Below are 21988 nucleotides of genomic sequence, written 5' to 3'. Positions count from 1 at the left end.
TCTGAGACAAGGGCCTTCCAGACTTTCGATGCCCCCCGGCCGGGTCAGTCGACGACGGCGCGCAGCTGGCGGCCGTACCAATCAGCGAAGGCGGCCAACTCGGCGTCGGTCAGCTTGCGGTCGAGGCAGAAGGCCCTCCAGCCGAACCATTGCTTGGCGAGGTAGACCACCACAGGCAGCCACCAAGGCCGCACAACTCGGACAGTCACTTGGATTGGAGCCATGTCGATCTCCCTCAGTCCCAGACCCCGCGATGGTGCAGGCTGACCTGTTCCTCGCGCTGGATCTCGCTGTCGTGGACGGCCTTGCTGACCGTCTCCAGGTTGTCGATGTCCCAGAATAGCTCGGCGCTTCCGCGATGCGGCCGCTTGTGGTTGACGGTCGGGCTGTCCGGCGCGGGATAGCGCCCGCCCAGCACTTGCCCGGTGCGCTTGCACGTGTAGGCGTCGCGGATCAGCACTTGCTCCCGCAGCGCGCGCCATCGCGCCGTCTTGTACCAGGCGCGCCATGCAGCCCCGCTGGAGCGCGCATCGCTGCGAACCGGCTCATCCGCAGCCCATCCGACCCTTGAGCGCGGCGCGCCAATCAGTGGCGGCGGACCCTTCAACTTCGCCATGTGAACTCGCCCGAGTGTGACAGGCCTTCCGGTGAAGATCGGCTCAGCCGGTTAGGAAACCGACCGTTACGCGAGCCGCCCGCATCGCCGTTGCTTTCTCAGCCTAAGGCCCGCCGTGGTGTCCCTGCCGCGCTCGGAGCCGGCCCAGGGTGATCAGATGCGGGAAGAGGTCCAGATACGCCAAGCCCGCCGAGACAGGTGTCTGGCGGGCTCAAGGCGCATTTCTGAATGTGCTGAATCAGATGCCCTTAGCGGCCCTGATTCGCAAGCGCCTTCTTCAACTGCGCATCCGTGGTCCGCAGCAACGGCCCGGCCACGCGCAGAGCCCGCACCAAGCGACGCACGTTCGCGGCCCGCACATCGCCGCCACCGGCCAGCGTCCTGATGGTGATCCCGCGCCCCGCCACAGCGTCCAGCACCGCCATCGACCGTTCATCCCCGATAGCCGCCTTGACCAGCCGCAGCCTCAGCGCCGCATAGCCACGCTCCAGGGCGGACCACACCGCCCCGTCGCTGCTCATCCGCGGCGCAGCCGATCGCTCGTTCAGGCTGGAGCCGACCGATGCCTGCGCCTTGGCCACCATCCGCCGGTACAGCAGCCCGGCTTCATGGTCATGCGCGTCCAGCGCGCCGGACTTCAGCAGGCTTTCGAGGCCGTCCACCCGCTTCGCGCGGGTCGCGGTCTCGACCTTCAGCACCGGCTCGCCCTGGTGGCGCAGCACGGCGCCGTGCGTGTCGCGCACAAAGCTGGCCGTCTCGACCACCTCCACCGCGACGCCCACATCAGCGCCGCCCAGCGCCTGCACGGTCTCGACGATGCCGGCGGCGACCGCAGCCGCCTCACGCGCGGCCGACAGCTGACGCTCGACGCGGCGGACCATAGCAGCCGCCTGCCGCCGATCTTCGATCGAGCCCTTGGCCAGGATCGCCGCCCGCTCCAGCGCCTCGGCCTGCTCCCGGTTGAGGGTTTGCCCGTTGACCACGATCCGGTCTGACGCAGCCCGGTTCGCCTTCCGCGCCCCGACCTCGCCTGCTGCGACCGCCAGCATCTTGGCCGCTGCGCTCACTGACCTAGCCATGCTGAGCGCTCCCGCTGATCCCGTGTTCAACGCGGACCCCGATAGCCCGCAACGCCGCTCCCGCCCCGTCGCGCAGCCGCTCGGCCGCGACCGTCGTGGAAGCGATGATGACGCTCCGACCGCCGTCCCAGCCTGCTCGGTTCAGGTAGCTGGCCACAGCCGCCGGCCCCATGGCGGCCGCCACGGTCGTCACCACTTCCGCAGGTCCGGCCCAGATCGCCGAGCCGGCAGCCGGACCCGCGACCGGCTCGCTCGCCAGCCACGCCTCGTACCGGCCTTCGTCCAGCCAGCGGTCCAGGTTCATCGCCTTGCCGCGCCCAAAGTCCGGATCGCGGCCCACGGCGGCCAGCACCGCCGACAGCAGCTGCTCGCCGCCCAGCCCCGATCGCTCCACCGCGGTCAGCCACGCCCGCTCCACCGGCCGAGGGGCGACCCGTTCGGGGGCCTTGGTCGCCCAGGCCTCGCATGCGGCTGCACACGCGCGCGCCTGCGATGAGGGTTTCAACCCTTGAGTAATTTCCTTCCCTATTTGGGTGACGCCCGTGTCACCCCGCGGGGTGACACCCGTGTCGTCATGGGGTGACACGGGCGTCACCCCATCGTTAGCCCTTGGGGTGACGCCCGTGTCACCCCAAGCCTCCGCTTCCCGCTCGGCCCTCAGGCGTCGGATCGTGCTGGCGTGGCCCGTCTCCAGCGGCATGCGATAGATGGGATAGACCCGGCCCAGATAGACCTTCTTCTCGCCCGTCTCGATCAGCAGGCCCATGCCCTTCAGGGCGCGCAGGCCACGCTGAACCGTCCGCTCCGACACCTCGCACTCCAGCGCCAGAACCGGCACGGCGGCCCACACCTCGCCCTGGGCGTCGGCCCATGCAGCGATCGTCTTCAGCACGTCCTTGGCGTTGCGGTCGCGATTGCCCTTGGCGTCCCGGCATTCCTGCGCCTTGGCCCAGGTCACGGCTACGTCGCTCATGCCCCCGCCTCGCGCGATACCAGCCGGCCCGGCGCCGTTTCGGCCCACGCCCCTATCGGCGCCGGGCGCGCCTCTCCCGCGACCTCGACCAGACGCCCGCCCATAACCCGTTCGATCAGGGTAAGCGCCTCGGACAGCTCGCGCTGCTCGGCCAATGTCTGAGCCAGCAACTGGCGGCGGTGCGCCGGGTCCTCGGCCTCCAACGCATGATCGCGCAGCAACTGCCGGTGCACGTCCAGGACCGCCCGCCTCTGCTCTCTCAGGATATTCAGCGCCGCCTGCATGGCCGCACCCCCAAAGCTTGAATCACATCCACCCCCGGTCGCGCGCCATCCACGTCGGCAGCGTCCAGACGTTCTCGTCCCGACCCTCGCCGCGACGACACTCGCTTTTCGGAACCCAGCGCGCCTCGCGCCGGTCCATTCCCTCGGCCAACAGCCAGGCGGACGACGTCTCGCCGTGCAGCACCATCGCCAGCGCCACCTGACCGCCTGCGGACTCACGCTTCGGCGGATCATGTCCGAAGAGATCGCCCGTCATGGCGCGGCCCCGAGCTCAGGCACGGACGCAACGCCCTTCAGTCCCGCGAACGCCATGTCGCTGGGCCGGGTCAGCCGGGCGGCCGCCTCGGGGTCCATCCATAGCTGACGCGCCTCGCCGTCAAAGCCCCGCCAGCCGGGCACGATCCCCGGCTTGACGAAGATGAACCACGCATAGGCCGTCGCCGTGGATTGACCCGGCTTCCACACGCCCTTGCGCACCCCGGACCCTTTGCGGGGCAGGACCACGGTCGCGTACAGGCCGCACTCCCGGAACAGCTGATGCCGCCCCTTGCCTTCCAGCAGGCGCAGCTGCAGCAACATCGCCGCGCCCACCTTCGCCCGCCCATAGGCGCGCCGGATGAAGGGCTCGGTCAGGTCGCCAAAGGGTGGATTCGTCGCGGTCCAGCCCGCCGAACACGACTGCCACGGCGCAGGCCTCGACGGCGCCCGCCCCGGATGCAGATAGTCCTGCACCACGATGGGAACCGCGCCCGGCCGGGGCGGATAGGGAAACACGTCCGACGCCCACACATCGTCGAACACATCGGCCAGACCATGGGCCAGATGGCCTTCGCCCGCCGCCGGCTCCTCCACCGCGCACGGCCAGCCGTGCAAGGCCAGAGGAAGGCCCAGACGCTCCAGCGCCTCGCCCAGCGCCCGTCCCCACCAGGGCGGCGACGGGAAGTAGTCCAGGCTCTGCGGATCTTCGACGCGGCTGGCCATCGTCGCGCGCGAGCCCGCCATCAGCACGGCCCTCCGAACGCTTCCAGCGCCGCGTCCGACGATGTCCAGGTGCGCCAGGCCAGCCGCTCGAAACACCCGTCTCCGTGATCGCCCCGGCGGAAGCCGTACGCCTCGGGCTGACAGCTGACGCGATCCGCCGCCAGCACCTTGCCGCTCCTCAGGCGCACGCCCATCGGCACGCCGTCGTCATCGACGGCGGCCACCGGCCACGCGCACCACAGGCCCATGGTCGCGTTGAAACAGGTGACCAGCAGGTCGCCCTCCTTCAAATGCTTGGGCGGCTTGGGCGTCTTGGCCGGGAACTGGATGACCTCCGCGCTCATGCCGCGCCCGTCCGCAGGCAGGCGCAGTCTGGGTGACGCAGGCGCAGCACCCGCGTCAGAAACGCAACTCGGCCGGGTGTGAAGCGCCCGAAATAGGTGGCCGCCTCGGCCCGCACGAACTCGTTCTGCGGCTCAAAGACCGTCAACGGATCGATCCCCGCGCCCCGGCTGGACCGCACCAGCGCCTGCGCCAGACGCTCGGCCGACACCACCACTGTCTCTGCACTCATCGCCACACCTCCGGGCGCCCGGCATGGGCGCGGTTGAAATCGTCGGTCGCCATCTGCGTCAGGCGCAGGTCCAGAAACGCCGCCGCGTCGCTGACCATGTTCGCCATGTCGTGGCGCAGGGCCTGCGCCGTTTCGCGCCGCGCGAACGCCCGCGTCACGCGGATGAAGGCCTTGGCCGCGTCCGCCGTCGCCGCCCCCGCTTCGCGCTCGAACAGGGCGGCGGTCGCCGTGTTGATCCGGTTGGCCAGGCTGGCCCGCCTCAGCTGGGCCGCCTCGCCGTCGTCGCCCCGGTCCGCGTCGGCGGCGCACTGGCCGGCCAGGCTCAGCAGGTCCCGCCACTGCGCCCGCGTGTTGACGCCCGTCGCGCGGACCCCCGGCTTCCGGCCGTTCCAGCCGCCGGTCATGGCCTGCCGCCCTTGAACGCTGCCCCGGCCAGGGCCGCGATGGCGGACACGCCTTCGGGGGCCAGGGCGAACCCCTGCGCCGTATTGGCGAACCGGACGCCGCGCTGCTCCGCGACGATCTTGGCGGCCCGGACCACGTCATAGGTGGCGCCCCCGCCGGCGATCCCCGCCGCCAGCACCTTGCTGGGCAGCCTCGACCCGTTGGCGTGCCACAGCCGCGCCAGGATCTCGGCGTCCTGCTGCGCAAAGCCCGCGCGCCGCAGGCCCGCCCGCACCTGATCCCTCGGCGACAACTCCTCCGCCGCCCTGAGGCTGGGGTCGCACCAGCCGTCGTCATACAGCCGCCGCAGGTCGCGCTCTGGCGCGCCGGTCATGCGCGCGATCGCGCCCCAGCCCGCCCCCATCCGGCGCTTCCCGGCCACGAAGGCCGCGCTCACGTCCTCGGCCCGCGTCACGCCACGCCTCGCTTCGTCAGGGGGTGCAGACTGGCCTCGATGTCGGCCGCCAGACTCTTGATGTGCTGCAGCGCGTCCAGCAGCGCGGCCGCCTCCTCGGGCGTCACGTCATCGTCGGCCACGGCCGCGCGCACTTCGCGTTGCAGGTCTGCCGCAGCTTCCGTCACCTCGCACGACTGATCCCGGAGCTCGCCCGAGGTGCCGGTGTGGACGCTGCTGTCCACGATGGCGCGCGTGATCAGGTGCTGCCCGCAATAGGCCTCCAGGCAATCGACGATATCGATGGGCAGCAGGTCGGGCGCGCGCGGGTTCTGGCACCGCGACAGCTGTTTGTCAGAATACGGCCGGCACTCGGCCGCGCAGGCCGCCGAGGCCTCCTCCAACCCGCCACAGGCCCGGATCAGCATCCGCGTCCGCAGCTTCAACCAGTTTCGCCGGGGATTCATGCCGCCAACTCCGGGAAGTGAAGATCGAGCGCGCGCAGCAGGGCTGCCTCCCGCGCCGCGCCGCGCGCGCCGGGCTCGGCGGTCCAGAAACGGCGCAGGGGAATGGCCGCCACGGGGGCGTCCGCTGCGCGCACCTTCGCCCTCACCGCAGGCGGCAGGTCGTCATAGGCCGCCAGATCGGCCGCGCCCGTGGCGGGATAGACCGTCGTGCGGCGCGTCATGCCGACGCCCCGCGACAGGATTCAGCGGCTAGGCTGACGCCATGCTCCGAATCGCCCTGACCGCCGCCGCCGTCCTGTTCGCCACGCCCGTCCTGGCCGACCCGTGCAAGCGCATTCCCGACCGCGGCCCCATGCCGCCTGAACTCGCGCCGGGACGCGCCTTCGCCGGCCCCGTCGTCTATGTCGGCGACGGTGACAGCCTGTGCGTCGAGACCATTCCGGGCCGGGGTGGCGACGGCTGGGTCGAGGTCCGCCTGGCGGACTTCTACGCCCCCGAACTCTCCGAGCCGGGCGGACGCGCCTCGCGCGACGCCCTGACCGACATCGCCATGCGCCGCCGCGTCAATTGCATCGCCGGCCGACGCTCCTACGACCGGGTCGTCGCCCGGTGCGCCCTGAACGGAACCAGCCTCGGCCGTCTGATGCGCCGCCGCGGCCTCAGGGAAGGCGGTCGGGGCCGCTGACGAACCGGGTTCGCCCGTTCGCGAGACGTTCCGCTCGGGATTCTCGGCGCCAAGCGTCTCAACCGGCGCCAAGGTCGATGCATGACCGAAGCTCGAAACCGGACTGGCGACCGCCGCCGCCAGCTCGTCCAGGCTAGCGACCCCGCTTTGCGCAAGAGCGGACCACCACTCGGCGGGTATGCTGTTCCTTCGGCGCCAGAACCGGACACGACCGGGGCGGACGCCGGGCGGGCTGCCGAGCGCTCTTACGATGCCCTGGTCGCCGCCGGCGTCTTCGATGATTTGTCGATGTGCACGCATGGGCAGGGAATGTGCCTTACGCACACCATAGCCGCAAGTGCCTTTTGCACACTCGTTTCTTGTAAGAATGTGCAATGAGCACGCCGAGCGAACGCCTGAAGCAGGCCCGCCTTGCCGCGGGGTACCCCACAGCCAAGGAGGCGGCCGCCCGCGTCGGCGTCGCCTACTACTCCTATGCTCAACACGAAAACGGGACGCGCGGCATACGGCCGGAGAGCGCCGAGCTATATGCGCGGGCTTTCAACGTCGAGCCGGAATGGATTCTCTACAACCGCCGCCGCAAGACCCGCAAAGGCATCCCCATCATCGGTCGCGTAGGGGCGGGGGCGGAAGGCGAGTTCGCAGACGACTTCGCCCATGGCGCGGCGGACGACTGGCTCACGCCTTCGGCCGACGAAGACCAGATCGCGCTAATCGTGGAGGGGCACAGCATGGCTCCCCTGGCCCATCCCGGCGACACCGTGGTGTTTGGCCGGCGATACGACGACCCGCGCGGCCTCATAGGGCGTCGCGTCATGGCCCGCCTTACCGATGGGCGGAAGCTGTTCAAGATCTTGCGTCAGGGCTCGCGAGATGGGCTCTACACGCTATTCAGCCTGAACAGCGCTTATGACCCCATCGAGGACGTGGCGCTGGAGTGGGCGCTGCCGTTCGAGCGGCTGTACGCTCGCAGCTAGGCCTGGGCGGCTAGGCCTGCAGCATCGCCTGCAGTTCGCCTTCGCTGACGATCTGCACATTTCCGCCCGCCTCGCGCAACGCCATCGCCTTTCGGTGTTTCGCGCTCGGTCCGCCACGCTCCTCGCCTAGGACCAGCAGCGTGGTGGACGGCGCCAATGTCGAGCCCACCCGCCCGCCCGCCATGGCGATCCTGTCGGCCATCTGTTCGCGAGAAACGCTCAGCGTGCCCGTGATGACCACGCGATGCCCGCTCAGCGCCCCTTCGCCGGAGGGCTTCCTGACGCTGGAAAAGTTGGGCGGCGCGTCCGGGGGCGCGCGCAGTTCAGCGCGCCGACGACCGCAAAACCAGTCCTCAAGCCCAGCGCCGGTCGCCTCCATCGCCCTTAGCATGACCAGCCCCGCCGCTCGGGCGTCGCTGAGCGCGTCATGGTGGTTCAGGGGCAGCGAGAGGTGAGCCGCCAAGGTGCTCAGCTTGTGGTTCGGCAGCTCAGGCCAGGCGATCCGGGCCACGCCGACGCTATCCAGCCAGCGCGCCTCGACCTCATCCAGGCCGCAGTCTTCGCAGGCGCGCCGCAAGGCCCCGCGATCGAAGCCGGAATGCGCCACCGCCACCCGCCCGCTCAGCAGTTGTCGGATCTGGCCGTGCACCCCTCGAAAGTCGGGCGCGCCGCGCACGCGCCTCTCGTCGATGCCATGCAGCCGCACATTGAAGGCGTCAAAAGCCTGCCGGGGATCGACCAGCTGCTCCCAGGCCAGAACTTCCCTTGACCCGGCGAAGCCGACAACGCCCACCTGACAGATGCTGCCATAGTCCGAGCACGCCGTTTCCACGTCGATGACGACGAAATCCGGCTCCGTCTCGACGACCACTTCCATCAAGGGCGTCGTCCGTCCGCCGCCCATCAACCGCCCCAGCCAACCCATCTGCGCCCCCAATGCATAACGCCGTCCAGCCAACCGCAAATGTCAGCACAGGTCCACCGACCTAGCCGGTAAAGTGCGTTATGCACATTTTCGCTTGACGTTAGAGTGTGCGTTATGCACATTCCGTTCGTCCGCATCGGTCGAGCGTCTGAACCCGACCTCCAGAGACGACGCCGGTTTCCCCTCCCGGCGCCGGTGCGGACACCCTCTTTCGCGGAGCGTGTCCCATGCCCAACCCCCAAGAGTTTCCGATTATCGCGGCCCGCAGTTACGCCGGCGGCGTCATCGACTGCCTCTCGATCGCTGACGCCTTCGAGACGAAAGACGCGCGCCGCGCCGACGCCGCCCTGGCCGACGCCCTGGCCGGTCTCGAAGCCGCCGCGAACCAGGTTCGCCGCGCCCAGGCCGCGCGCCGTCGCCCGCGCTTCAACGCCCCCGCCGTCGCCGCCGCCCTGCTCCTCGGGCTCGGGCCGTGGGTCCTGCTGGCGGGGCTACCGTCGTGAACGGCGTCCACCTCTTCTTCCTCGTCGCCGGGGCGCTCGCCGTCCTGTCCATCCCCACCCGGAAACGCTGATCATGAGCACCGCTCTCAATCTTCTGGCCGTCCAGAACGCCGCCGTTCTGCGCGCCCTGCGCGACCGCCCCGACGGCGGCTGGGATAACGTCCCGGCCCTCGCCAACCACCTGAGCCGCGACCGGTCAAACCTCGCCAAGACGCTGGACAAGCTGGAGGCGGAAGGACTGGCCGCCTTCAACCCGCTCGCGCACGGCCTGACCAGCGACGGGCTCGCCCAGCTGGCCATGATCGACCGGGCCGAGGGCGGTGCGGCCGGGCAGGGCGCAGACCCCGGCGCGTCCGCCGACCGGATCGGCGGCGTCCTTTTCCTGACCCACGCCCAGATCCTGCCCGACCCCGCCAACGCCCGCCGCGACTGGGACAGCGACGAGGCGCGCGATGAACTGGACACCCTGCGCCAGGACATCCTCCAGAACGGCCTGCTGCAGAACCTCGTCGTGCGCGGCCCGGAAGCTGACATCGGCGGCGTGCGCATCGCGGACGGGCAGGGCGATTACGCCCCCCTCTACACCCTCGTCGGCGGCGAACGCCGCTGGCGCGCCATCGGCGAAGCCATCACCGACGGCGATTGGGAGGTCGATACCCCCATTCCCTGCCGACTTCTGGAAACCGACGACCTCGGCCACCGGCTCGCAGCCCTGGCCGAGAACCTCCAGCGTCGCAACCTCAACCCGCTGGAGAAGGCACAGGCCTTCGAGGCCCTGGCCGACGCGGGCCTCTCCAACAAGGAGATCGCCGACCGCGTCTCCTGCACGCCCGAGCATGTCCAGCAACACCGCCGCTTCCTCCAGTTGGACGAGGCCGACCAGCAGCGCATGACCCTGGCCACGGATGATCCGCGCCGCCTGTCCGTGCGCGACGCCCGCCAGAAACTGGCCAAGAAGTCCGACCAGCCCGCCGCGATCGTGCTCAGGCCGACGGCGCGTCTGGCCCTGGCCGAGGTTCAGCACGCCACCTTCGCGCGGGGAGGCGGCATGTGGGCGTCCATCCGCGTCAACGAGACCGCCCTGCAGTCCGAAGACCTGCAGCAGCTGGTCGCTCTCGGCGCGCTTCGCCACGACGGGCGGGCGCAATACGGCAAGAACGCAGGCTGGAACGAGATCGGCCGCGGCCACACCTGGCCCTACCCCGTGTTCGACTCGCCCCTTGATGTCGCAACCGGCGATGCCGCCGCCCGCGATCAGGCCCTGCGTGACGAACAGCTCCGCGCCGGCCATACGCCCGCCGACCCAGTCGACGGCGAGCCTGCGGCCTACTTCACCCCCTGGCTGGCCGACCTCGGCGAGCTCAGCGCCGAGGGGCAGGAGATCGCCGAGGCGGCCCGCCTTCGCGAGGAGGCGAACGCCAGGGAGCGCCAACGCCAGGACGACGAGCGCGCCCAGCGGACCCGCATCTGGGCCGAGGCCCGCGCCCGTCACATCCGGCTGCTGCAGGCGGCCCATGCTGCGCCCGTCGCGGGCGATCCGAGCGAGGTCGCTGCGATCGCCGCCGACGTCGACCGCCCCTTCCCGTGGCGCATGCTCCCCAACGGCCAGATCGTCGCCGCCAACGGCGCAACCGTGAAGGACCGCAAGTACTACGGCCCCGATGCTCCGTCTGATCAGGAACTCGCCATCAACCAGATGATCGTCGTCGCCGCCAACACGGCGGCCGGCTTCGCCACCCCCGCTGTCGAGAACCCAGAACCGCAGGCCGACGACGAAGCGGCTGACGAGGCGGACGTGGCGGAGGCTGACGAGGCCGACGAAGACGAGGACGCCGCCTGATGGCCCGCCCCTTCATCGACGCCGCCCTGCTGGGCGCCCACGGCCATCGCGCCGCCCCCATCCGCTTCCGCAAAGGACCCGCCATGTCGGCCGACATCCGCTACGCCCTGCTGCCCAGCCTGAACGCCGGCGCCCAGATCAGGGCCTTCCCCGACCTCAACGCCCTGGCCCGCGCCATCCACCGCGAACGCGGCTCAGCACCTCTCGATCTCAACGAGGTCGAGGACATGGAGATCGCCGGCAGCGCCGAGGCGACCCGCGGCGTCGAAATCTGGACCATGAACGAAGGCAACGACCGCGACCGCTTCCTCGGCTTCGCCTTCCTCAACGACGCCGGCCTCGAAACCCTCCGCGCCGCCCTGCGCCGCAACCGCCCGACTGTCGGCCAAGCCGCCTGCGCGGAGGCCGCATGATGACGGACGCCCTCAACGAAATCGCCGCACGCCAAGAACCTGCGGCCAACTCGCAACTTTTTGGCGGGCCTGTCGCCCAGCTCCAGCGCTTCCTCGCGCTCGAAGATATCCTCATGGGCTTCTCTGACGGCATCGACGGTGCCCGCCTTCAGGCCGGGCTCACTTGGGCCAAGACCGGCCGCGCCGACTGGCAGCGGAAAGACCTGATCAGCCTCTTCGCCGCCCCTTGGGTCGCGGCGCAGGAAGAGGCGGGTTGGCAGGGCGACGCCGTCCTCCAGGGCGAGAAGGATCTGGACGAGATCGCCGCCGTCGCCCTGCAGGCGAATCCCGTCGAGAATTTCCTCGACCAAGTGCGGGCCGAGCTGACGCGCGCCCGCACCCTCTTCCCAGGCGACCGGCTCATGACCTTAGCCATGGCCGAGGAGTTCGGCGAGCTGGTCAAAGCGGTCCTGGACGAGCCCGCGGCCAATGTCCGCAAGGAGGCGGTCCAGACCGCCGTCATGGCCGCCCGCGTCGTCCTCGACGGCGACGGCTCGGTCGACGCCTGGCGAGCCGCCAAGGGCTTGGACCCGCTGACGACTGGAGATGCGGCATGACCGACACCATCGACCTGATCAACAAGGCAGTGGCCGAAACCATGACGCCCGATTTCGTCAAGGCGCAGGTGGCCACTCGCGTCAAGAAACTGGTGGTCGAGGCGGTGGACGCCGCCCTTCGCAGCTACAGCGACATCGGAAAGGAGATCAAGGAGGCGGTCGAGGCCAGCCTTAAGGTCAACGACCTCAACCTGCCGTCCTACGGCTTGCTGGTCACCGGCATGATTGAGAAGCAGGTCAAAGACCACGCTGGGGCCCTGATCGATGCCCGTCTGGCCGAGGACATCCGCGACCTTCTGAACATCGCGCCTGCCGAAATCAAGCTGTCGGAGATCGCCAAAGAGATGATCGACGGCCAGCATGGCGGTGACGGCTACGGGGAGGTCATCACCGTCATCGTCGAGCACAACGAATATGGCTCGACATGGCTCTATCTGGATGAAGAGCAGCACCACAGCGACCGTGACAAACACCAGTGCCGCCATAGCCTTCTCCTCAGCAAAGACGGCACGATCAGCGCTGCGCGGATCGACAAGCGCGACCTCAAGGACACCCAGCACATCGGCCGCAACTGGGGGCTGGGCGACAAAATCCGGGCCTACTACGCCGCTGGCACCAGGATCATCCTCGACGAGGACGCCGTCGTCACTTCGGTGGGAGACTACTGATGCCCCGCTCTATCCGCATGGTGTCCGTGCCGGAACCGCTTTGGATGATGCACGTCATCGGGCCGGACGACATTTACCCGGCACCCGATCACGCCACCGCCGTCAAGTGGTGCGCATACCTTAACCGCGTCATTGCCCCGAGAGTGCCTGGCGTCCTGTGCGTGGCTGTTCCCGCCATCTGGACCGGGACAGCCGAGGAACACGCCGAGGGCCTGCCGGAGGCCATCAAAGGCTGGACCCAACCTCTCACCGCCGCCCCTGTGCGCGAGGAAGGCAGGTCGGTGGAAGCCTCCGCGATCCTTGAGATGGCCGCCAAAGCTCAGAAGCAAGGTCGAGAGTGGGTCAAGGGCAGCTTGTGGGACGACCTGACCCGCGAAGCCTCTGGGCGCATTCGCGCGCTCAAATCCCAACTCGCCTTCCGCGAGGAAGCGCAGCCTCCGACCTGCCAGAAATGCGGCGGCGGAATCGCTGGCTGGCTCTGTCAGCGATGCCCGGCCGAGTTTCGCGAGAACGACGACGGCGCGCTCGTCTTCGATGAAGACAACCACCCCGCGCCTGAGGCTGAGAAGCTGCGCAGAGCCATGCCGGACCTGTCTCATGTGATCGCGTGGCTACGAAACGGATGCGAGGTCGAGCACGCCATCACGGAGCTGGAGGTCTATCAGGCGCGCATCATCAAATCCCTCTCCGCATCCGCAGCCGTTGCAAGAGCCAGCGAGCAAGGCTGATGGCGAGCTGTGCAAGCTGCATGACGCGCCAAGCGGCGCTGACCCACTCCACGGCAGTCCAGACTGTCTCAAGATCCAAGGTCGCTTCTCCTGTGTCGTCACGGGAGCTTCCGACCGATCGCGGGACCGCAACGCGGTCTCTTAAAGAGGGGCAAAAACCAGCCGGGTCGACGCACGGTCGTTGTGGCCGTCGCCCGGCACAACAGCCGCAATCAGGGAGCATGCGCTCGCGGAGCGGGCCGTGAGATCAGCCGCCGACATCCCCGCTTGGCCGCTCCTGCTATCGCGCGAGCAGCTGTGCGCCTACCTGGGCGGCCTCTCCTGGCCGACCCTGGCCAAGGTCCTGCCCGTGGCGCCGCTGGATCTCGGCGCCAACGTCCTGCGCTACAGCCGGCCCGAGATCGACGCCTGGGCGGCCAGCCTTCCGCCCCGCCTGCCGAAGGCCTTGCAGGGTGACGGTCACGAGAGTCAGCCTCCTGCGTCCGAAGTCGACGCCGCCGCAGGCGATGTGGCCGACGAACCTGACACCCGCCCATCCGCCGCCGTGGAAAGGGCTCGCAAACGCGCCCTCGGTCTGAGCGGCAAGGGAAGATCGACGTGGAGAAAATCCCCTTCGTCCAACGGATCAAGCGCGCGAACGGGCGCATAGACCTCTACTTCCGCCGCGGAGACTTCCGCGAGGGTCCGCTTCTGTCGCCTGACAACTCCGAGGAGCTGCGCGCCGAGGTTGACGCGATCCTTCGGCGGATCGAGCAGGCGGTCCGGGCCAAAGCGCCGCGCGCCGGCACGGTCGGCGCCATGCTCAGGCAATACAACAGGTCGGCCGAGTTCCTTGCCCTCGCGCGTTCGACGCAGCGCGAGTACCAGCGCCTGATAGACGAGATCGAAGACGACGCCGGCGACACTCTGCTGGCCGAGATCACCGCCGCATGGATGCGCGACATGCGCGACGCCTGGGCCGTGCGCGGCTACAAGGCCGCCAACGATCGGCTTCAGGTCCTGAAGAACGCGCTCGAGCCCGCCATTGATGACGGGCGTGTCAAGGAAGACCCCTTCGCCCGCCTGAAGAAAGTTCGCCGCCCGCACGACACGGACGAGGCGCACCCCACATGGGAAGATCATGAGGTTCAGTCGGTCATCGATCTGGCCCTGACCCGCAAGATGCCCGGCTTGGCCCGCGCCGTCGCGCTCGGCCGCTGGGGCGGGTTCCGGCGCGGGACGATCTGCAGCCTGCCGCGCAACGCCCGACTGGACGCGCACGACGAGCAGGGCAGGGCGTACAAGCGGCTCTACTGGATCACGGAAAAGCGCCGGGTGCTGGCCGACAAGCGTGAGGACGGCCGCCTGACGGCGCTGCTGGCCTCAACCCCCAACCGCGCCCTGACCATCGCCTATAACCAACGCGGCGATCCCTGGAAGCCGCGCCAGCTGAACCAGGCCGTCGACCGCCTCATCGATCACCTCGCCAAGGCGAACCGGGTTCGCCCCAACCTTACGATCCACGGCCTCCGCCACGCTCGCGGCGTCGAGCTGGCGCTCGCCGGCGCCACCGACGCCGAGATCATGTCCCAACTGGAACACGCCACCGACCGCGCCGCGAAGATCTACCGCCGCCAAGCCGACCGCCGGCAGATGGCGGATGCGGCACAAACCAAAGTGGACAATATCATAGCATTAAGAAGGGACGGAGTAGTTAAGTCTATCCGTAAATGCTGATGTATTGTTCCATTATTGCTTGATCAAGCGCGTCGGCGGCCGCGGCAATTTCAGTCCGTCTGGAGAGAGCGACGCTTCCAGCTTCAAAGTTGTTTGTCACTGCGCGCCGATACGCGACCATATATTCGGTGCAGTCGAAATTACTGTTTCTTTTCTGGATTACTGAAAGAGCAGAACTGATAGAGGCTACCCTATGGATGAGTCTTTGACCAGCAACTTGGCGGCCCGACCTTTTGGACCAAGCTCCATCAGCTTCCTTGGTCACGACATCCAATAACTCTCGTGTCGCTAGAACTAACTTAAACTGCTCGTCACGCTTCTGGCGCCGAACTGAGAAATGGTGAACTACCCAGAAGCCGAGGAAGGCGGTGGCGACGCCAGGCAACGCATCAACTGCAGGGATCCAGCGCGGTGGCGCTTCGACGCAGAGCATCATGGCCTCGCCACTAATTTCGACGCGCTTGCACCCGCTCATCGCTTGGACGGCCGGTTTATCTCGAGGGTTAGGTAAGTTGTGCCCTTGCAACTGCTGTCCCGCACCCTTTGGGCGTGGAACCGCTTGGATAGTTGAGGGCTTTTGCGCCACCTCTGACGACGAGCTCATTATCGCCTAAAAACTAGTGACGCAGCTGCGCCTTTTGCACAGCTTCTAGAGCTTCAATTTTGTAGGAGGGATCTTCGTCAGAAACGATGGCGACCTTCAGCGGAAACTCATTCTTGGTCATATATCCCTCGCGGATTAAGCCGCCGAAGGCCTCATCTAAGAAGGAAGAGCCGTAGCCACGGGTCCCATCGAGATCGACGACAACCGCCCCAAATTTCTTGATCCGCTGAACCAACAGTTCGCGAAACTTCTCTCCGCTCCATTTGCCTTGGCGGATATAACGGGGACCAGGAGTCTTCGAAAAATCTCGAGCAACAGAAACAGGGTGTCTCACAGCCCGCTCACCGTCACAGATTCCGAATGTCTGAAGCGCCATTGTATCAATGTTCCACCGAGCGACAACGTTTCATCGCCGCGAGCCGATCCGGCCCGCGCATATAGATAGTGACCAAAGTTGCTGTAAACAATAAGATCGCCATCGTCGCAAAAATCGATGAATTTCCGCATCGTCTTGAAGCCTTGGCCACGCCCTGATTGCCCGGTTGACGTTTTGTCAGGCCGGGTAGCCACCTCAATCATGAGGCTGTCTCTGGCTTTGATGCCCTCCGCGGCAATGAGCGATTGAATAATATCCAATAAATCGGGCTCAAGAGTGGCGGGTATCCCGACCCCTTGATCGAAGAGGAGAATAGAGACCTCTCTCGCTTCCTGATCAAAAGCGCCGGTCAACCACCATCTATGGCCGAGCGCTTGGAGCGCCGGGCGGTGTTTATAAGCGTGTTCCGCTGCGTTCTTCATCGCCTCAACGATCGCGCCTTGGAGATACCGCTGGCTCGTGGCGTCCATGGTCACGACGCCGCCCACTAGGCCGACCAGAACGTCGATAAAGGCGGCGGAGCGTTCAGCCGTGACAACCGCGTTAGTTACAAACGGAAGCACGAACTTGGTCGGCTCAACTTCCTCATCGGGTCGAGGGGGGGCCTTGTCGGTGATTGAAAGAAGGCGGAAGAAGCCGATGTCGCTGAGCTGCCTGAATATCTCCGGGTCGGAGGGGTAGTAACCGGAGACCGAGCTTTTCCCTCGCAGGTTTCGGCATCGGTGAATCTCTGCTGTAAGCACCGTGAGGGCTGCCGGCTCGAGCCGCTCTACGGCTCCGAAAAACAAATCAACTGGGCGGTATTCCCTAAGTGCATGGAGGCGGATTTCGTTAATAAACCTCACGGTCTCCGCATAGTTTTCTCTCAGGGAAAGTACGGGAGGCACGATTAGGGGCACACGGTTGCGCCGTGGTGCGCCAGGCGGTAGCGCAGCTTGATACGACCGGATGAGTCCGACGAATTCGGCGTTAGACCGCCGGACGCTCGACAGCCGCCGAACTCGGCGCCGTTCTCGCCTGATTTGGAGCCGCTTCTGGGCTAGGTATTGCTTGCGAGAAAGACGACGCATGTGACGCTAGCTAGCGGATTCGCGTCATCTTTAATATGGCAACGTTAGGCTACGGGGCCTTGTAACAGCGCATGTAACGCGACTGTAACACGCTCGCGCGTCGCAACCTCGACCCTGCCCTAAGTAGTTGAAAAGCAAGTGGCGCACCCGAAGAGATTCGAACTCCTGACCCCCAGATTCGTAGTCTGGTGCTCTATCCAGCTGAGCTACGGGTGCGCACCGCCTTGCGGGCAGGGCCGGGTATCTAGCGGGTCGCTTCCGGGCTGGCAAGTCGGTTTTCTAAGAAAAACTTGAGAAAATGCAGGGTTGGCCTGAGGGGGCGTGGGGCCTAGGCATAAGGCGCCCTGCAACGTGCTGGAGAAATTGCGTGCGCGCCTTGCCATTTTTCACCTTCCGTCCTGCCCGTAGAATGTCGGCGTTGATCGCCGGGACAGCGGCTGCGACCCTGTTGCTGGGCGGGTGCGCCACCTCTGCGCTGGATGCTGGCGTCGCGCCGGGAGCGCAGGCGCAGGCGCAGGGAAGCCAGACCATCGCGCGCGGGCCGTTCGTGTCGGCGGCCAATCCCCTGGCGGTCGAGGCGGGGATGAAGGTGCTGGCGCGCGGCGGGTCGGCCGTGGATGCGGCCGTGGCCGTGCAGGCGGTGCTGGGTCTGGCCGAGCCGCAGTCGTCGGGCCTGGGCGGCGGCGCCTTCATGATGTTCTATGATGGGCAGAGCGGGGCCGTGACCGTCTATGACGGGCGCGAGACGGCGCCGGCGGCCGCCACGCCTGAACTCTTCTATGAGAACGGCCAGCCGCTGGCCTTTGTCGATGCGGTGTTGAGCGGGCGCTCGACCGGGGCGCCGGGCGTGGTGCCCATGCTGGCCCTGGCGCAGAAGCAGCACGGCGCCCTGGCCTGGTCCGAGTTGTTCGGCGACGCCGAGAAACTGGCGCAGGACGGCTTTGTCGTCAGCGAGCGGCTGGCGGGCATGATCAACAGCGACGCGCCTCAGGCCAAGACCCGCTGGGCGAGCGAGTATTTCACCAGGCCGGACGGGACGCGCTATCAGGCGGGTGATGTCCTGCGCAATCCCGCCTATGCCGAGACGGTCCGCCGGATCGCCCGGGACGGCCCCGCGGCCTTGCAACAGGGGCCGCTCGCCGAGGCCATTGTGGCGGCGGTGCAGGCGGGACCGCGTCCCGGCGCCCTGACCACGGCCGACGTCGCCGGCTATCGCCCTCTGGTGCGCGAGGCCGTGTGCGGTCCCTATAAGATCTACACCATCTGCGTGCCGCCGCCGCCGTCCAGCGGGGCCTCCATCCTGGAGTTGCTGGCGATGGCTGAGCGGACGCCGGATATCGACAAGGGCCCTGACAGCCCCGAGGCCTGGGCCGCCTTCGGCCAGCTGCAGCGGCTGATGTACGCGGACCGCGACCGCTATTTCGGCGATCCGGCCTTCGTCAGCGTGCCGGTGGCGGGTCTGCTGGACCCGGCCTATGTGGCGGAGCGGGCGGCGCTGGCGCCGGCCTTGCGGGGCGCGGCGCCCTACGGCGTGCCGGCGGGGGCGCCGAACGTCGGCGCGGACGCCACGCGCGAACCGGCGGGGACGTCGCACCTGGTCGTGGTGGACGCGCAAGGCAACGCCGTCAGCATGACCACCACGGTCGAGAGCCTGTTCGGCTCGGGCCGGATGGCGGGCGGCTTCTTCCTGAACAATCAGCTGACCGATTTCTCGATGGTTCCGACGGCGTCGGACGGCACGCCTGCGGCCAACGCCGTGGCGGCGAACAAGCGGCCGCGCTCGTCAATGTCGCCGGCCCTGATCCTGGATCGCGAGGGGCGGCTGGTAGGCCTGCTGGGCTCGCCGGGCGGTTCGTCGATCCTGGCCTATAACGCCAAGGCGCTGATCGGCGCCCTGGCCTGGGGCCTGCCGCTGCGGCAGGCGTTCGACCTGCCGAACCTGGTGGCCAAGGGCGACGGTTTCGGCGCCGACACCGAGGGCTTCCCAGAGGCGGTGCGCGAAGGGATGGCGGCGCGCGGCGTGGAGTTGAGGCCCAACACGACCGAGACCTCGGGTCTGCATGGCGGGTTGTGGCGGGACGGCCGCTGGGACGGAGCGGCCGACAGCCGCCGCGAGGGCGTGGCGCGGACGCAGTAGGAGGAGGAGGAGCCTAGCGCGGCGGGCGGATCGTCAGTTGGAAGGCCACCAGGCCTTCCGACACGTCGGTGTTGATGCCCTGATAGCCGCGCAGGCCCTTGGCTTCGATTTCGCGGTAGACCACGCCGAAGGAGCTCTGGATGGCGCCCCGGCGATAGGCCACGCCGATCGAGGCGTCGCCGAGATAGGTGCCGGCGTCCTGGGTCACGCCTGAACCGGCGAATTCGCCGTCGCGCGTGCGGGCGAAGTTGTAGCCGACCGCCCGCTTGGAGCCTGCGGCGTAGAGATACCAGCGCGGGCGGTCGCCGAACGCTTCGTCGCCGTTGGGCGCCAGACGGTCCAGGTTTTCGCCGATGCGCAGGGTGGCCCCGGCCTCGGCCGACGGGCCGTCGCTGCCGACGCCGAAGCCCGCGTGCGGCGTCAGGGACACTTCCAGCCCCGAGGCGGTGCGGCCGCTGGCCGCGGTCCAGCCGCGCGTGTAGGTGACGTCATAGCTCTCGCCCGAGAAGGCGACGGGGTCCAGGGCGCGGGGCGGCGCGGGCGAGCCGTCGGCGTGGCGCAGCTCGCCGGTGGTCGTGATCCGCAGACGGTCGGTGAAGCCGTCGCCCGCGAACCAGGCCTCTTGCCGCAGTTGGCCGGCGTCAGCGCTGAAACGAGAGGCGGTGTTGATCTGGACCGGGGCGCCGAAGGCCGCCTCAGGCTCAGCCGAGAAGGGCAGGCGGCTGTCGGCCAGGGCGGCGGCGTCCTCGAACCGGACCGCCTCGCCGCCGCGCGCGACGATGGGGCCGTCGGCTTCCATCTGCGGCAGGGCGGAAACGGGCATGGAGACGACTGTCGCCGCCCCGATCGTCAGTCCTGCCCATGTCATGCGCCGCATCAACGGTCCCTCCCGACCCGTTAACGGTTCCACTGTGCACGAACGCCGGGGAACCGCAACGGACTCTTTTGCGCCTTAATCCTAGTCAAACGAACGAAGCCGCCCGGAGAGGGTTCCCCCGGGCGGCTGAAAGGCGATGGCGATGAGGGCTAAGGCTTGCCTTACTGGCAGGCCAGACACTCGTCGTAGTCGATGCGGGTGACGGAGAAGAGGTCCGGCTGGTTCGGATCGATCTCGGCTTCGACCTTGTCTTCAGCGCCGGCGAAGGCAGCGCGCTGCACCGACTTGGAGCGCAGATAATAGAGCGACTTCAGGCCCCGCTCCCACGCCGACCAGTGCAGCATGTGCAGGTCCCACTTGTTGACGTCGCCGGGGATGAACAGGTTCAGCGACTGCGCCTGGCAGATGTCGCCGGTGCGGTCGGCGGCCAGTTCGATGACCCAGCGCTGGTCCAGTTCGAAGGCGGTCTTGAAGACGGCCTTTTCTTCGTCGTTGAGGGCGTCCAGGTGCTGGACCGAGCCTTCGTGCTCAAGGATCGACGACCAGACGGCCTCGGTGTCGATGCCCTTCTCGCCCAGCAGCTTCTGCAGATAGGGGTTCTTGACCGCGAAGGAGCCCGACAGGGTCTTGTGGGTGTAGATGTTGGCCGGGATCGGCTCGATGCCCGCCGAGGTCCCGCCGCAGATGATCGAGATCGAGGCGGTCGGGGCGATGGCCAGCTTGTGCGAGAAGCGCTCCATGACGCCGCGATCGGCGGCGTCGGGGCAGGGGCCCTTCTCCTCGGCCAGCTTGACGCTGGCCTTGTCGGCCTCGCGGCGCAGGTGCTTGAACAGGCGCATGTTCCAGCTCTTGGCCATGGCCGATTCAAAGGCCACGCCCTGCGCCTGCAGGAAGGAGTGGAAGCCCATCAGGCCCAGGCCCACCGAACGCTCGCGCTGGGCCGAATAGACGGCGGCGGCCATCGACGACGGGGCGCGGGTGATGAAGTCCTCGAGCACATTGTCGAGGAAGCGCATGATGTCCTCGATGAAGCGGGGCTCCTCGCGCCACTCCAGGAAGGTCTCAGCGTTGACCGACGACAGGCAGCAGACGGCGGTGCGCTCGACGCCCTTATGGTCCAGGCCCGTGTGCAGCATGATTTCCGAGCACAGGTTGGACTGTTTGACCGACAGGCCCAGGTCCTTCTGGTGCTGCGGCATCTGCCGGTTCACCGTGTCCGAGAAGATCAGATAGGGCTCGCCCGTCTGCATGCGGATCTCGAGGATCTTGGTCCACAGGTTGCGGGCGTCGACGGTTTTGCGCACTTCGCCGGTCTTGGGCGAGACCAGGTCGAAGCTCTTGCCGTCGCGCACCGCTTCCATGAAGGCGTCGGTGATGTTGATGCCGTGGTGCAGGTTCAGCGAGCGCCGGTTGAAGTCGCCCGAGGGTTTACGGATCTCGAGGAACTCTTCGATCTCCGGGTGGTGCACGTCCAGATAGACGGCGGCCGAGCCGCGACGCAGGGACCCTTGCGAAATCGCCAGGGTCAGCGAATCCATCACGCGGATGAAGGGGATGATGCCCGAGGTCTGGCCCGCGCCCTTGACCTTCTCGCCGATGGAGCGGACGCCGCCCCAATAGGTGCCGATGCCGCCGCCGTTGGAGGCCAGGGAGACGTTCTCGTTCCAGACGTTCTGGATGCCGTCGAGGCTGTCGTTGACCGCGTTCAGGAAGCAGGAGATCGGCAGGCCGCGATCAGCGCCGCCGTTCGACAGGACGGGCGTGGCCGGCATGAACCACAGCTTGGACATATAGTCATAGACCCGCTGGGCGTGCTCGGCGTCGTCGGCGTAGGCCGTGGCGACGCGGGCGAACATGTCCTGATAGCTCTCGCCCGCCAGCAGGTAGCGGTCTTCCAGCGTCTTCTTGCCGAAATCCGTCAGCAGGGCGTCGCGCGAGCGGTCCAGCTTCAGGCCGCCCACCACCTTCAGGTCCGGCTTCAGCTCGATCGGAGCCGGGGAAACCTGAGAGAATTCCGTTGTCTGCAACGCTTCGCCGCCTGCCATCATCAGTCCCCGGTAC

Annotated in this window: 30 protein-coding genes and 1 tRNA gene; 11 read left to right on the top strand and 20 right to left on the bottom strand. The window is 67.7% G+C overall.

The features are described from left to right. Positions 1-44 precede the first annotated feature (44 nt). The 13 genes from PIB44_RS14375 to PIB44_RS14315 form a co-directional block, all read right to left on the bottom strand. Positions 45-224 carry a hypothetical protein gene (locus tag PIB44_RS14375; RefSeq protein ID WP_278069886.1) on the bottom strand — a complete coding sequence of 60 codons (180 nt, stop codon included), beginning with the start codon at positions 222-224 and terminating at the stop codon, positions 45-47. Between the two features lie 11 nt (positions 225-235). Continuing rightward, a complete protein-coding gene (locus tag PIB44_RS14370; protein WP_278069885.1) occupies positions 236-616 on the bottom strand; it encodes an HNH endonuclease in 381 nt (126 codons plus the stop codon). Between the two features lie 248 nt (positions 617-864). Continuing rightward, on the bottom strand, positions 865-1695 hold the full coding sequence (locus tag PIB44_RS14365; protein ID WP_278069884.1) for a hypothetical protein: 831 nt from the start codon (positions 1693-1695) through the stop codon (positions 865-867). Further along, positions 1688-2668, bottom strand: coding sequence for a helix-turn-helix domain-containing protein (locus tag PIB44_RS14360; protein WP_278069883.1), 981 nt, complete (start codon positions 2666-2668; stop codon positions 1688-1690). Before PIB44_RS14360 ends, PIB44_RS14365 begins: the two co-directional genes overlap by 8 nt. Continuing rightward, positions 2665-2952 (bottom strand): hypothetical protein, encoded by a 288-nt coding sequence (locus PIB44_RS14355; RefSeq protein ID WP_278069882.1) that lies wholly within the window; start codon positions 2950-2952, stop codon positions 2665-2667. Before PIB44_RS14355 ends, PIB44_RS14360 begins: the two co-directional genes overlap by 4 nt. Before the next feature lie 22 nt (positions 2953-2974). Beyond that, entirely contained in the window at positions 2975-3208 is a 234-nt protein-coding gene (locus PIB44_RS14350; protein ID WP_278069881.1) for a hypothetical protein, read from the bottom strand. Next, complete coding sequence (locus PIB44_RS14345) at positions 3205-3954, bottom strand: hypothetical protein (RefSeq protein ID WP_278069880.1); 750 nt, start codon at positions 3952-3954, stop codon at positions 3205-3207. The genes PIB44_RS14350 and PIB44_RS14345 overlap by 4 nt, the downstream gene beginning before the upstream one ends. Next, positions 3954-4277, bottom strand: coding sequence for a hypothetical protein (locus tag PIB44_RS14340; protein WP_278069879.1), 324 nt, complete (start codon positions 4275-4277; stop codon positions 3954-3956). The genes PIB44_RS14345 and PIB44_RS14340 overlap by 1 nt, the downstream gene beginning before the upstream one ends. Next, a complete protein-coding gene (locus PIB44_RS14335; RefSeq protein ID WP_278069878.1) occupies positions 4274-4507 on the bottom strand; it encodes a hypothetical protein in 234 nt (77 codons plus the stop codon). The genes PIB44_RS14340 and PIB44_RS14335 overlap by 4 nt, the downstream gene beginning before the upstream one ends. Next, positions 4504-4911 carry a hypothetical protein gene (locus tag PIB44_RS14330; RefSeq protein ID WP_278069877.1) on the bottom strand — a complete coding sequence of 136 codons (408 nt, stop codon included), beginning with the start codon at positions 4909-4911 and terminating at the stop codon, positions 4504-4506. The genes PIB44_RS14335 and PIB44_RS14330 overlap by 4 nt, the downstream gene beginning before the upstream one ends. Continuing rightward, complete coding sequence (locus PIB44_RS14325; protein ID WP_278069876.1) at positions 4908-5366, bottom strand: hypothetical protein; 459 nt, start codon at positions 5364-5366, stop codon at positions 4908-4910. The genes PIB44_RS14330 and PIB44_RS14325 overlap by 4 nt, the downstream gene beginning before the upstream one ends. Further along, on the bottom strand, positions 5363-5812 hold the full coding sequence (locus PIB44_RS14320; protein ID WP_278069875.1) for a hypothetical protein: 450 nt from the start codon (positions 5810-5812) through the stop codon (positions 5363-5365). The genes PIB44_RS14325 and PIB44_RS14320 overlap by 4 nt, the downstream gene beginning before the upstream one ends. After that, on the bottom strand, positions 5809-6033 hold the full coding sequence (locus PIB44_RS14315; RefSeq protein WP_278069874.1) for a DUF6525 family protein: 225 nt from the start codon (positions 6031-6033) through the stop codon (positions 5809-5811). Before PIB44_RS14315 ends, PIB44_RS14320 begins: the two co-directional genes overlap by 4 nt. A gap of 41 nt (positions 6034-6074) precedes the next feature. On the opposite strand from PIB44_RS14315, the gene PIB44_RS14310 reads away from it, so the two are divergent. Together PIB44_RS14310 and PIB44_RS14305 are read left to right on the top strand one after the other, a co-directional pair. Further along, on the top strand, positions 6075-6497 hold the full coding sequence (locus tag PIB44_RS14310) for a thermonuclease family protein (RefSeq protein ID WP_278069873.1): 423 nt from the start codon (positions 6075-6077) through the stop codon (positions 6495-6497). Between the two features lie 374 nt (positions 6498-6871). Further along, a complete protein-coding gene (locus tag PIB44_RS14305; protein ID WP_278069872.1) occupies positions 6872-7474 on the top strand; it encodes a LexA family transcriptional regulator in 603 nt (200 codons plus the stop codon). Between the two features lie 10 nt (positions 7475-7484). On the opposite strand, the gene PIB44_RS14300 is transcribed toward PIB44_RS14305, so the two are convergent. After that, on the bottom strand, positions 7485-8399 hold the full coding sequence (locus tag PIB44_RS14300; protein ID WP_278069871.1) for an exonuclease domain-containing protein: 915 nt from the start codon (positions 8397-8399) through the stop codon (positions 7485-7487). Between the two features lie 227 nt (positions 8400-8626). On the opposite strand from PIB44_RS14300, the gene PIB44_RS14295 reads away from it, so the two are divergent. The 8 genes from PIB44_RS14295 (at position 8627) to PIB44_RS14260 (ending at position 14863) form a co-directional block, all read left to right on the top strand. Continuing rightward, positions 8627-8902 carry a hypothetical protein gene (locus PIB44_RS14295; protein ID WP_278069870.1) on the top strand — a complete coding sequence of 92 codons (276 nt, stop codon included), beginning with the start codon at positions 8627-8629 and terminating at the stop codon, positions 8900-8902. A gap of 73 nt (positions 8903-8975) precedes the next feature. Beyond that, positions 8976-10742 carry a ParB/RepB/Spo0J family partition protein gene (locus PIB44_RS14290; RefSeq protein ID WP_278069869.1) on the top strand — a complete coding sequence of 589 codons (1767 nt, stop codon included), beginning with the start codon at positions 8976-8978 and terminating at the stop codon, positions 10740-10742. After that, positions 10742-11155 carry a hypothetical protein gene (locus PIB44_RS14285; protein ID WP_278069868.1) on the top strand — a complete coding sequence of 138 codons (414 nt, stop codon included), beginning with the start codon at positions 10742-10744 and terminating at the stop codon, positions 11153-11155. The genes PIB44_RS14290 and PIB44_RS14285 overlap by 1 nt, the downstream gene beginning before the upstream one ends. Continuing rightward, positions 11152-11751 carry a hypothetical protein gene (locus PIB44_RS14280; protein WP_278069867.1) on the top strand — a complete coding sequence of 200 codons (600 nt, stop codon included), beginning with the start codon at positions 11152-11154 and terminating at the stop codon, positions 11749-11751. The genes PIB44_RS14285 and PIB44_RS14280 overlap by 4 nt, the downstream gene beginning before the upstream one ends. Then, complete coding sequence (locus PIB44_RS14275; RefSeq protein WP_278069866.1) at positions 11748-12419, top strand: hypothetical protein; 672 nt, start codon at positions 11748-11750, stop codon at positions 12417-12419. The genes PIB44_RS14280 and PIB44_RS14275 overlap by 4 nt, the downstream gene beginning before the upstream one ends. After that, positions 12419-13147: a hypothetical protein gene (locus tag PIB44_RS14270; protein WP_278069865.1), complete on the top strand. Its 729-nt coding sequence runs from the start codon at positions 12419-12421 to the stop codon at positions 13145-13147. The genes PIB44_RS14275 and PIB44_RS14270 overlap by 1 nt, the downstream gene beginning before the upstream one ends. A gap of 241 nt (positions 13148-13388) precedes the next feature. Continuing rightward, positions 13389-13796 carry a hypothetical protein gene (locus tag PIB44_RS14265; protein WP_278069864.1) on the top strand — a complete coding sequence of 136 codons (408 nt, stop codon included), beginning with the start codon at positions 13389-13391 and terminating at the stop codon, positions 13794-13796. Then, positions 13745-14863, top strand: coding sequence for a tyrosine-type recombinase/integrase (locus PIB44_RS14260; RefSeq protein ID WP_278069863.1), 1119 nt, complete (start codon positions 13745-13747; stop codon positions 14861-14863). Before PIB44_RS14265 ends, PIB44_RS14260 begins: the two co-directional genes overlap by 52 nt. On the opposite strand, the gene PIB44_RS14255 is transcribed toward PIB44_RS14260, so the two are convergent. The 4 genes from PIB44_RS14255 to PIB44_RS14240 form a co-directional block, all read right to left on the bottom strand. Then, complete coding sequence (locus PIB44_RS14255) at positions 14847-15299, bottom strand: hypothetical protein (RefSeq protein WP_278069862.1); 453 nt, start codon at positions 15297-15299, stop codon at positions 14847-14849. The genes PIB44_RS14260 and PIB44_RS14255 overlap by 17 nt on opposite strands. A gap of 181 nt (positions 15300-15480) precedes the next feature. Next, entirely contained in the window at positions 15481-15801 is a 321-nt protein-coding gene (locus PIB44_RS14250; RefSeq protein WP_278069861.1) for an STAS-like domain-containing protein, read from the bottom strand. Then, positions 15798-16688, bottom strand: a complete 891-nt coding sequence (locus PIB44_RS14245) for a hypothetical protein (RefSeq protein ID WP_278069860.1) — start codon at positions 16686-16688, stop codon at positions 15798-15800. The genes PIB44_RS14250 and PIB44_RS14245 overlap by 4 nt, the downstream gene beginning before the upstream one ends. Before the next feature lie 364 nt (positions 16689-17052). Beyond that, positions 17053-17129, bottom strand: a tRNA-Arg gene (locus PIB44_RS14240). 193 nt (positions 17130-17322) lie between these two features. Here PIB44_RS14240 and PIB44_RS14235 point away from each other — a divergent pair. Beyond that, positions 17323-19050, top strand: coding sequence for a gamma-glutamyltransferase family protein (locus PIB44_RS14235; RefSeq protein WP_278069859.1), 1728 nt, complete (start codon positions 17323-17325; stop codon positions 19048-19050). Positions 19051-19063: 13 nt separating this feature from the next. Here the strand turns inward: PIB44_RS14235 and PIB44_RS14230 are convergent, their stop codons facing one another. Both PIB44_RS14230 and PIB44_RS14225 read right to left on the bottom strand, forming a co-directional pair. Next, positions 19064-19927 (bottom strand): lipid A-modifier LpxR family protein, encoded by an 864-nt coding sequence (locus tag PIB44_RS14230; protein ID WP_278069858.1) that lies wholly within the window; start codon positions 19925-19927, stop codon positions 19064-19066. 161 nt (positions 19928-20088) lie between these two features. Further along, positions 20089-21972: a ribonucleoside-diphosphate reductase subunit alpha gene (locus PIB44_RS14225; protein ID WP_376787749.1), complete on the bottom strand. Its 1884-nt coding sequence runs from the start codon at positions 21970-21972 to the stop codon at positions 20089-20091. Positions 21973-21988: the final 16 nt, after the last annotated feature.

Origin of the sequence: Brevundimonas sanguinis, from assembly GCF_029636725.1 — a bacterium.
In the GTDB taxonomy this organism is placed as follows: domain Bacteria; phylum Pseudomonadota; class Alphaproteobacteria; order Caulobacterales; family Caulobacteraceae; genus Brevundimonas; species Brevundimonas sanguinis.
The sequence above is the reverse complement of the archived record's forward strand: the minus strand, read 5'-3'. Positions and strand labels throughout refer to the sequence as shown.

Bases quoted from the DNA above. Each gene is read 5' to 3' on its own strand.
- PIB44_RS14375 (WP_278069886.1), bottom strand. From the start codon at position 224: ATGGCTCCAATCCAAGTGACTGTCCGAGTTGTGCGGCCTTGGTGGCTG.
- PIB44_RS14370 (WP_278069885.1), bottom strand. From the start codon at position 616: ATGGCGAAGTTGAAGGGTCCGCCGCCACTGATTGGCGCGCCGCGCTCA.
- PIB44_RS14365 (WP_278069884.1), bottom strand. From the start codon at position 1,695: ATGGCTAGGTCAGTGAGCGCAGCGGCCAAGATGCTGGCGGTCGCAGCA.
- PIB44_RS14360 (WP_278069883.1), bottom strand. From the start codon at position 2,668: ATGAGCGACGTAGCCGTGACCTGGGCCAAGGCGCAGGAATGCCGGGAC.
- PIB44_RS14355 (WP_278069882.1), bottom strand. From the start codon at position 2,952: ATGCAGGCGGCGCTGAATATCCTGAGAGAGCAGAGGCGGGCGGTCCTG.
- PIB44_RS14350 (WP_278069881.1), bottom strand. From the start codon at position 3,208: ATGACGGGCGATCTCTTCGGACATGATCCGCCGAAGCGTGAGTCCGCA.
- PIB44_RS14345 (WP_278069880.1), bottom strand. From the start codon at position 3,954: ATGGCGGGCTCGCGCGCGACGATGGCCAGCCGCGTCGAAGATCCGCAG.
- PIB44_RS14340 (WP_278069879.1), bottom strand. From the start codon at position 4,277: ATGAGCGCGGAGGTCATCCAGTTCCCGGCCAAGACGCCCAAGCCGCCC.
- PIB44_RS14335 (WP_278069878.1), bottom strand. From the start codon at position 4,507: ATGAGTGCAGAGACAGTGGTGGTGTCGGCCGAGCGTCTGGCGCAGGCG.
- PIB44_RS14330 (WP_278069877.1), bottom strand. From the start codon at position 4,911: ATGACCGGCGGCTGGAACGGCCGGAAGCCGGGGGTCCGCGCGACGGGC.
- PIB44_RS14320 (WP_278069875.1), bottom strand. From the start codon at position 5,812: ATGAATCCCCGGCGAAACTGGTTGAAGCTGCGGACGCGGATGCTGATC.
- PIB44_RS14315 (WP_278069874.1), bottom strand. From the start codon at position 6,033: ATGACGCGCCGCACGACGGTCTATCCCGCCACGGGCGCGGCCGATCTG.
- PIB44_RS14310 (WP_278069873.1), top strand. From the start codon at position 6,075: ATGCTCCGAATCGCCCTGACCGCCGCCGCCGTCCTGTTCGCCACGCCC.
- PIB44_RS14305 (WP_278069872.1), top strand. From the start codon at position 6,872: ATGAGCACGCCGAGCGAACGCCTGAAGCAGGCCCGCCTTGCCGCGGGG.
- PIB44_RS14300 (WP_278069871.1), bottom strand. From the start codon at position 8,399: ATGGGTTGGCTGGGGCGGTTGATGGGCGGCGGACGGACGACGCCCTTG.
- PIB44_RS14295 (WP_278069870.1), top strand. From the start codon at position 8,627: ATGCCCAACCCCCAAGAGTTTCCGATTATCGCGGCCCGCAGTTACGCC.
- PIB44_RS14290 (WP_278069869.1), top strand. From the start codon at position 8,976: ATGAGCACCGCTCTCAATCTTCTGGCCGTCCAGAACGCCGCCGTTCTG.
- PIB44_RS14285 (WP_278069868.1), top strand. From the start codon at position 10,742: ATGGCCCGCCCCTTCATCGACGCCGCCCTGCTGGGCGCCCACGGCCAT.
- PIB44_RS14280 (WP_278069867.1), top strand. From the start codon at position 11,152: ATGATGACGGACGCCCTCAACGAAATCGCCGCACGCCAAGAACCTGCG.
- PIB44_RS14275 (WP_278069866.1), top strand. From the start codon at position 11,748: ATGACCGACACCATCGACCTGATCAACAAGGCAGTGGCCGAAACCATG.
- PIB44_RS14270 (WP_278069865.1), top strand. From the start codon at position 12,419: ATGCCCCGCTCTATCCGCATGGTGTCCGTGCCGGAACCGCTTTGGATG.
- PIB44_RS14255 (WP_278069862.1), bottom strand. From the start codon at position 15,299: ATGATGCTCTGCGTCGAAGCGCCACCGCGCTGGATCCCTGCAGTTGAT.
- PIB44_RS14235 (WP_278069859.1), top strand. From the start codon at position 17,323: ATGTCGGCGTTGATCGCCGGGACAGCGGCTGCGACCCTGTTGCTGGGC.
- PIB44_RS14230 (WP_278069858.1), bottom strand. From the start codon at position 19,927: ATGCGGCGCATGACATGGGCAGGACTGACGATCGGGGCGGCGACAGTC.
- PIB44_RS14225 (WP_376787749.1), bottom strand. From the start codon at position 21,972: ATGGCAGGCGGCGAAGCGTTGCAGACAACGGAATTCTCTCAGGTTTCC.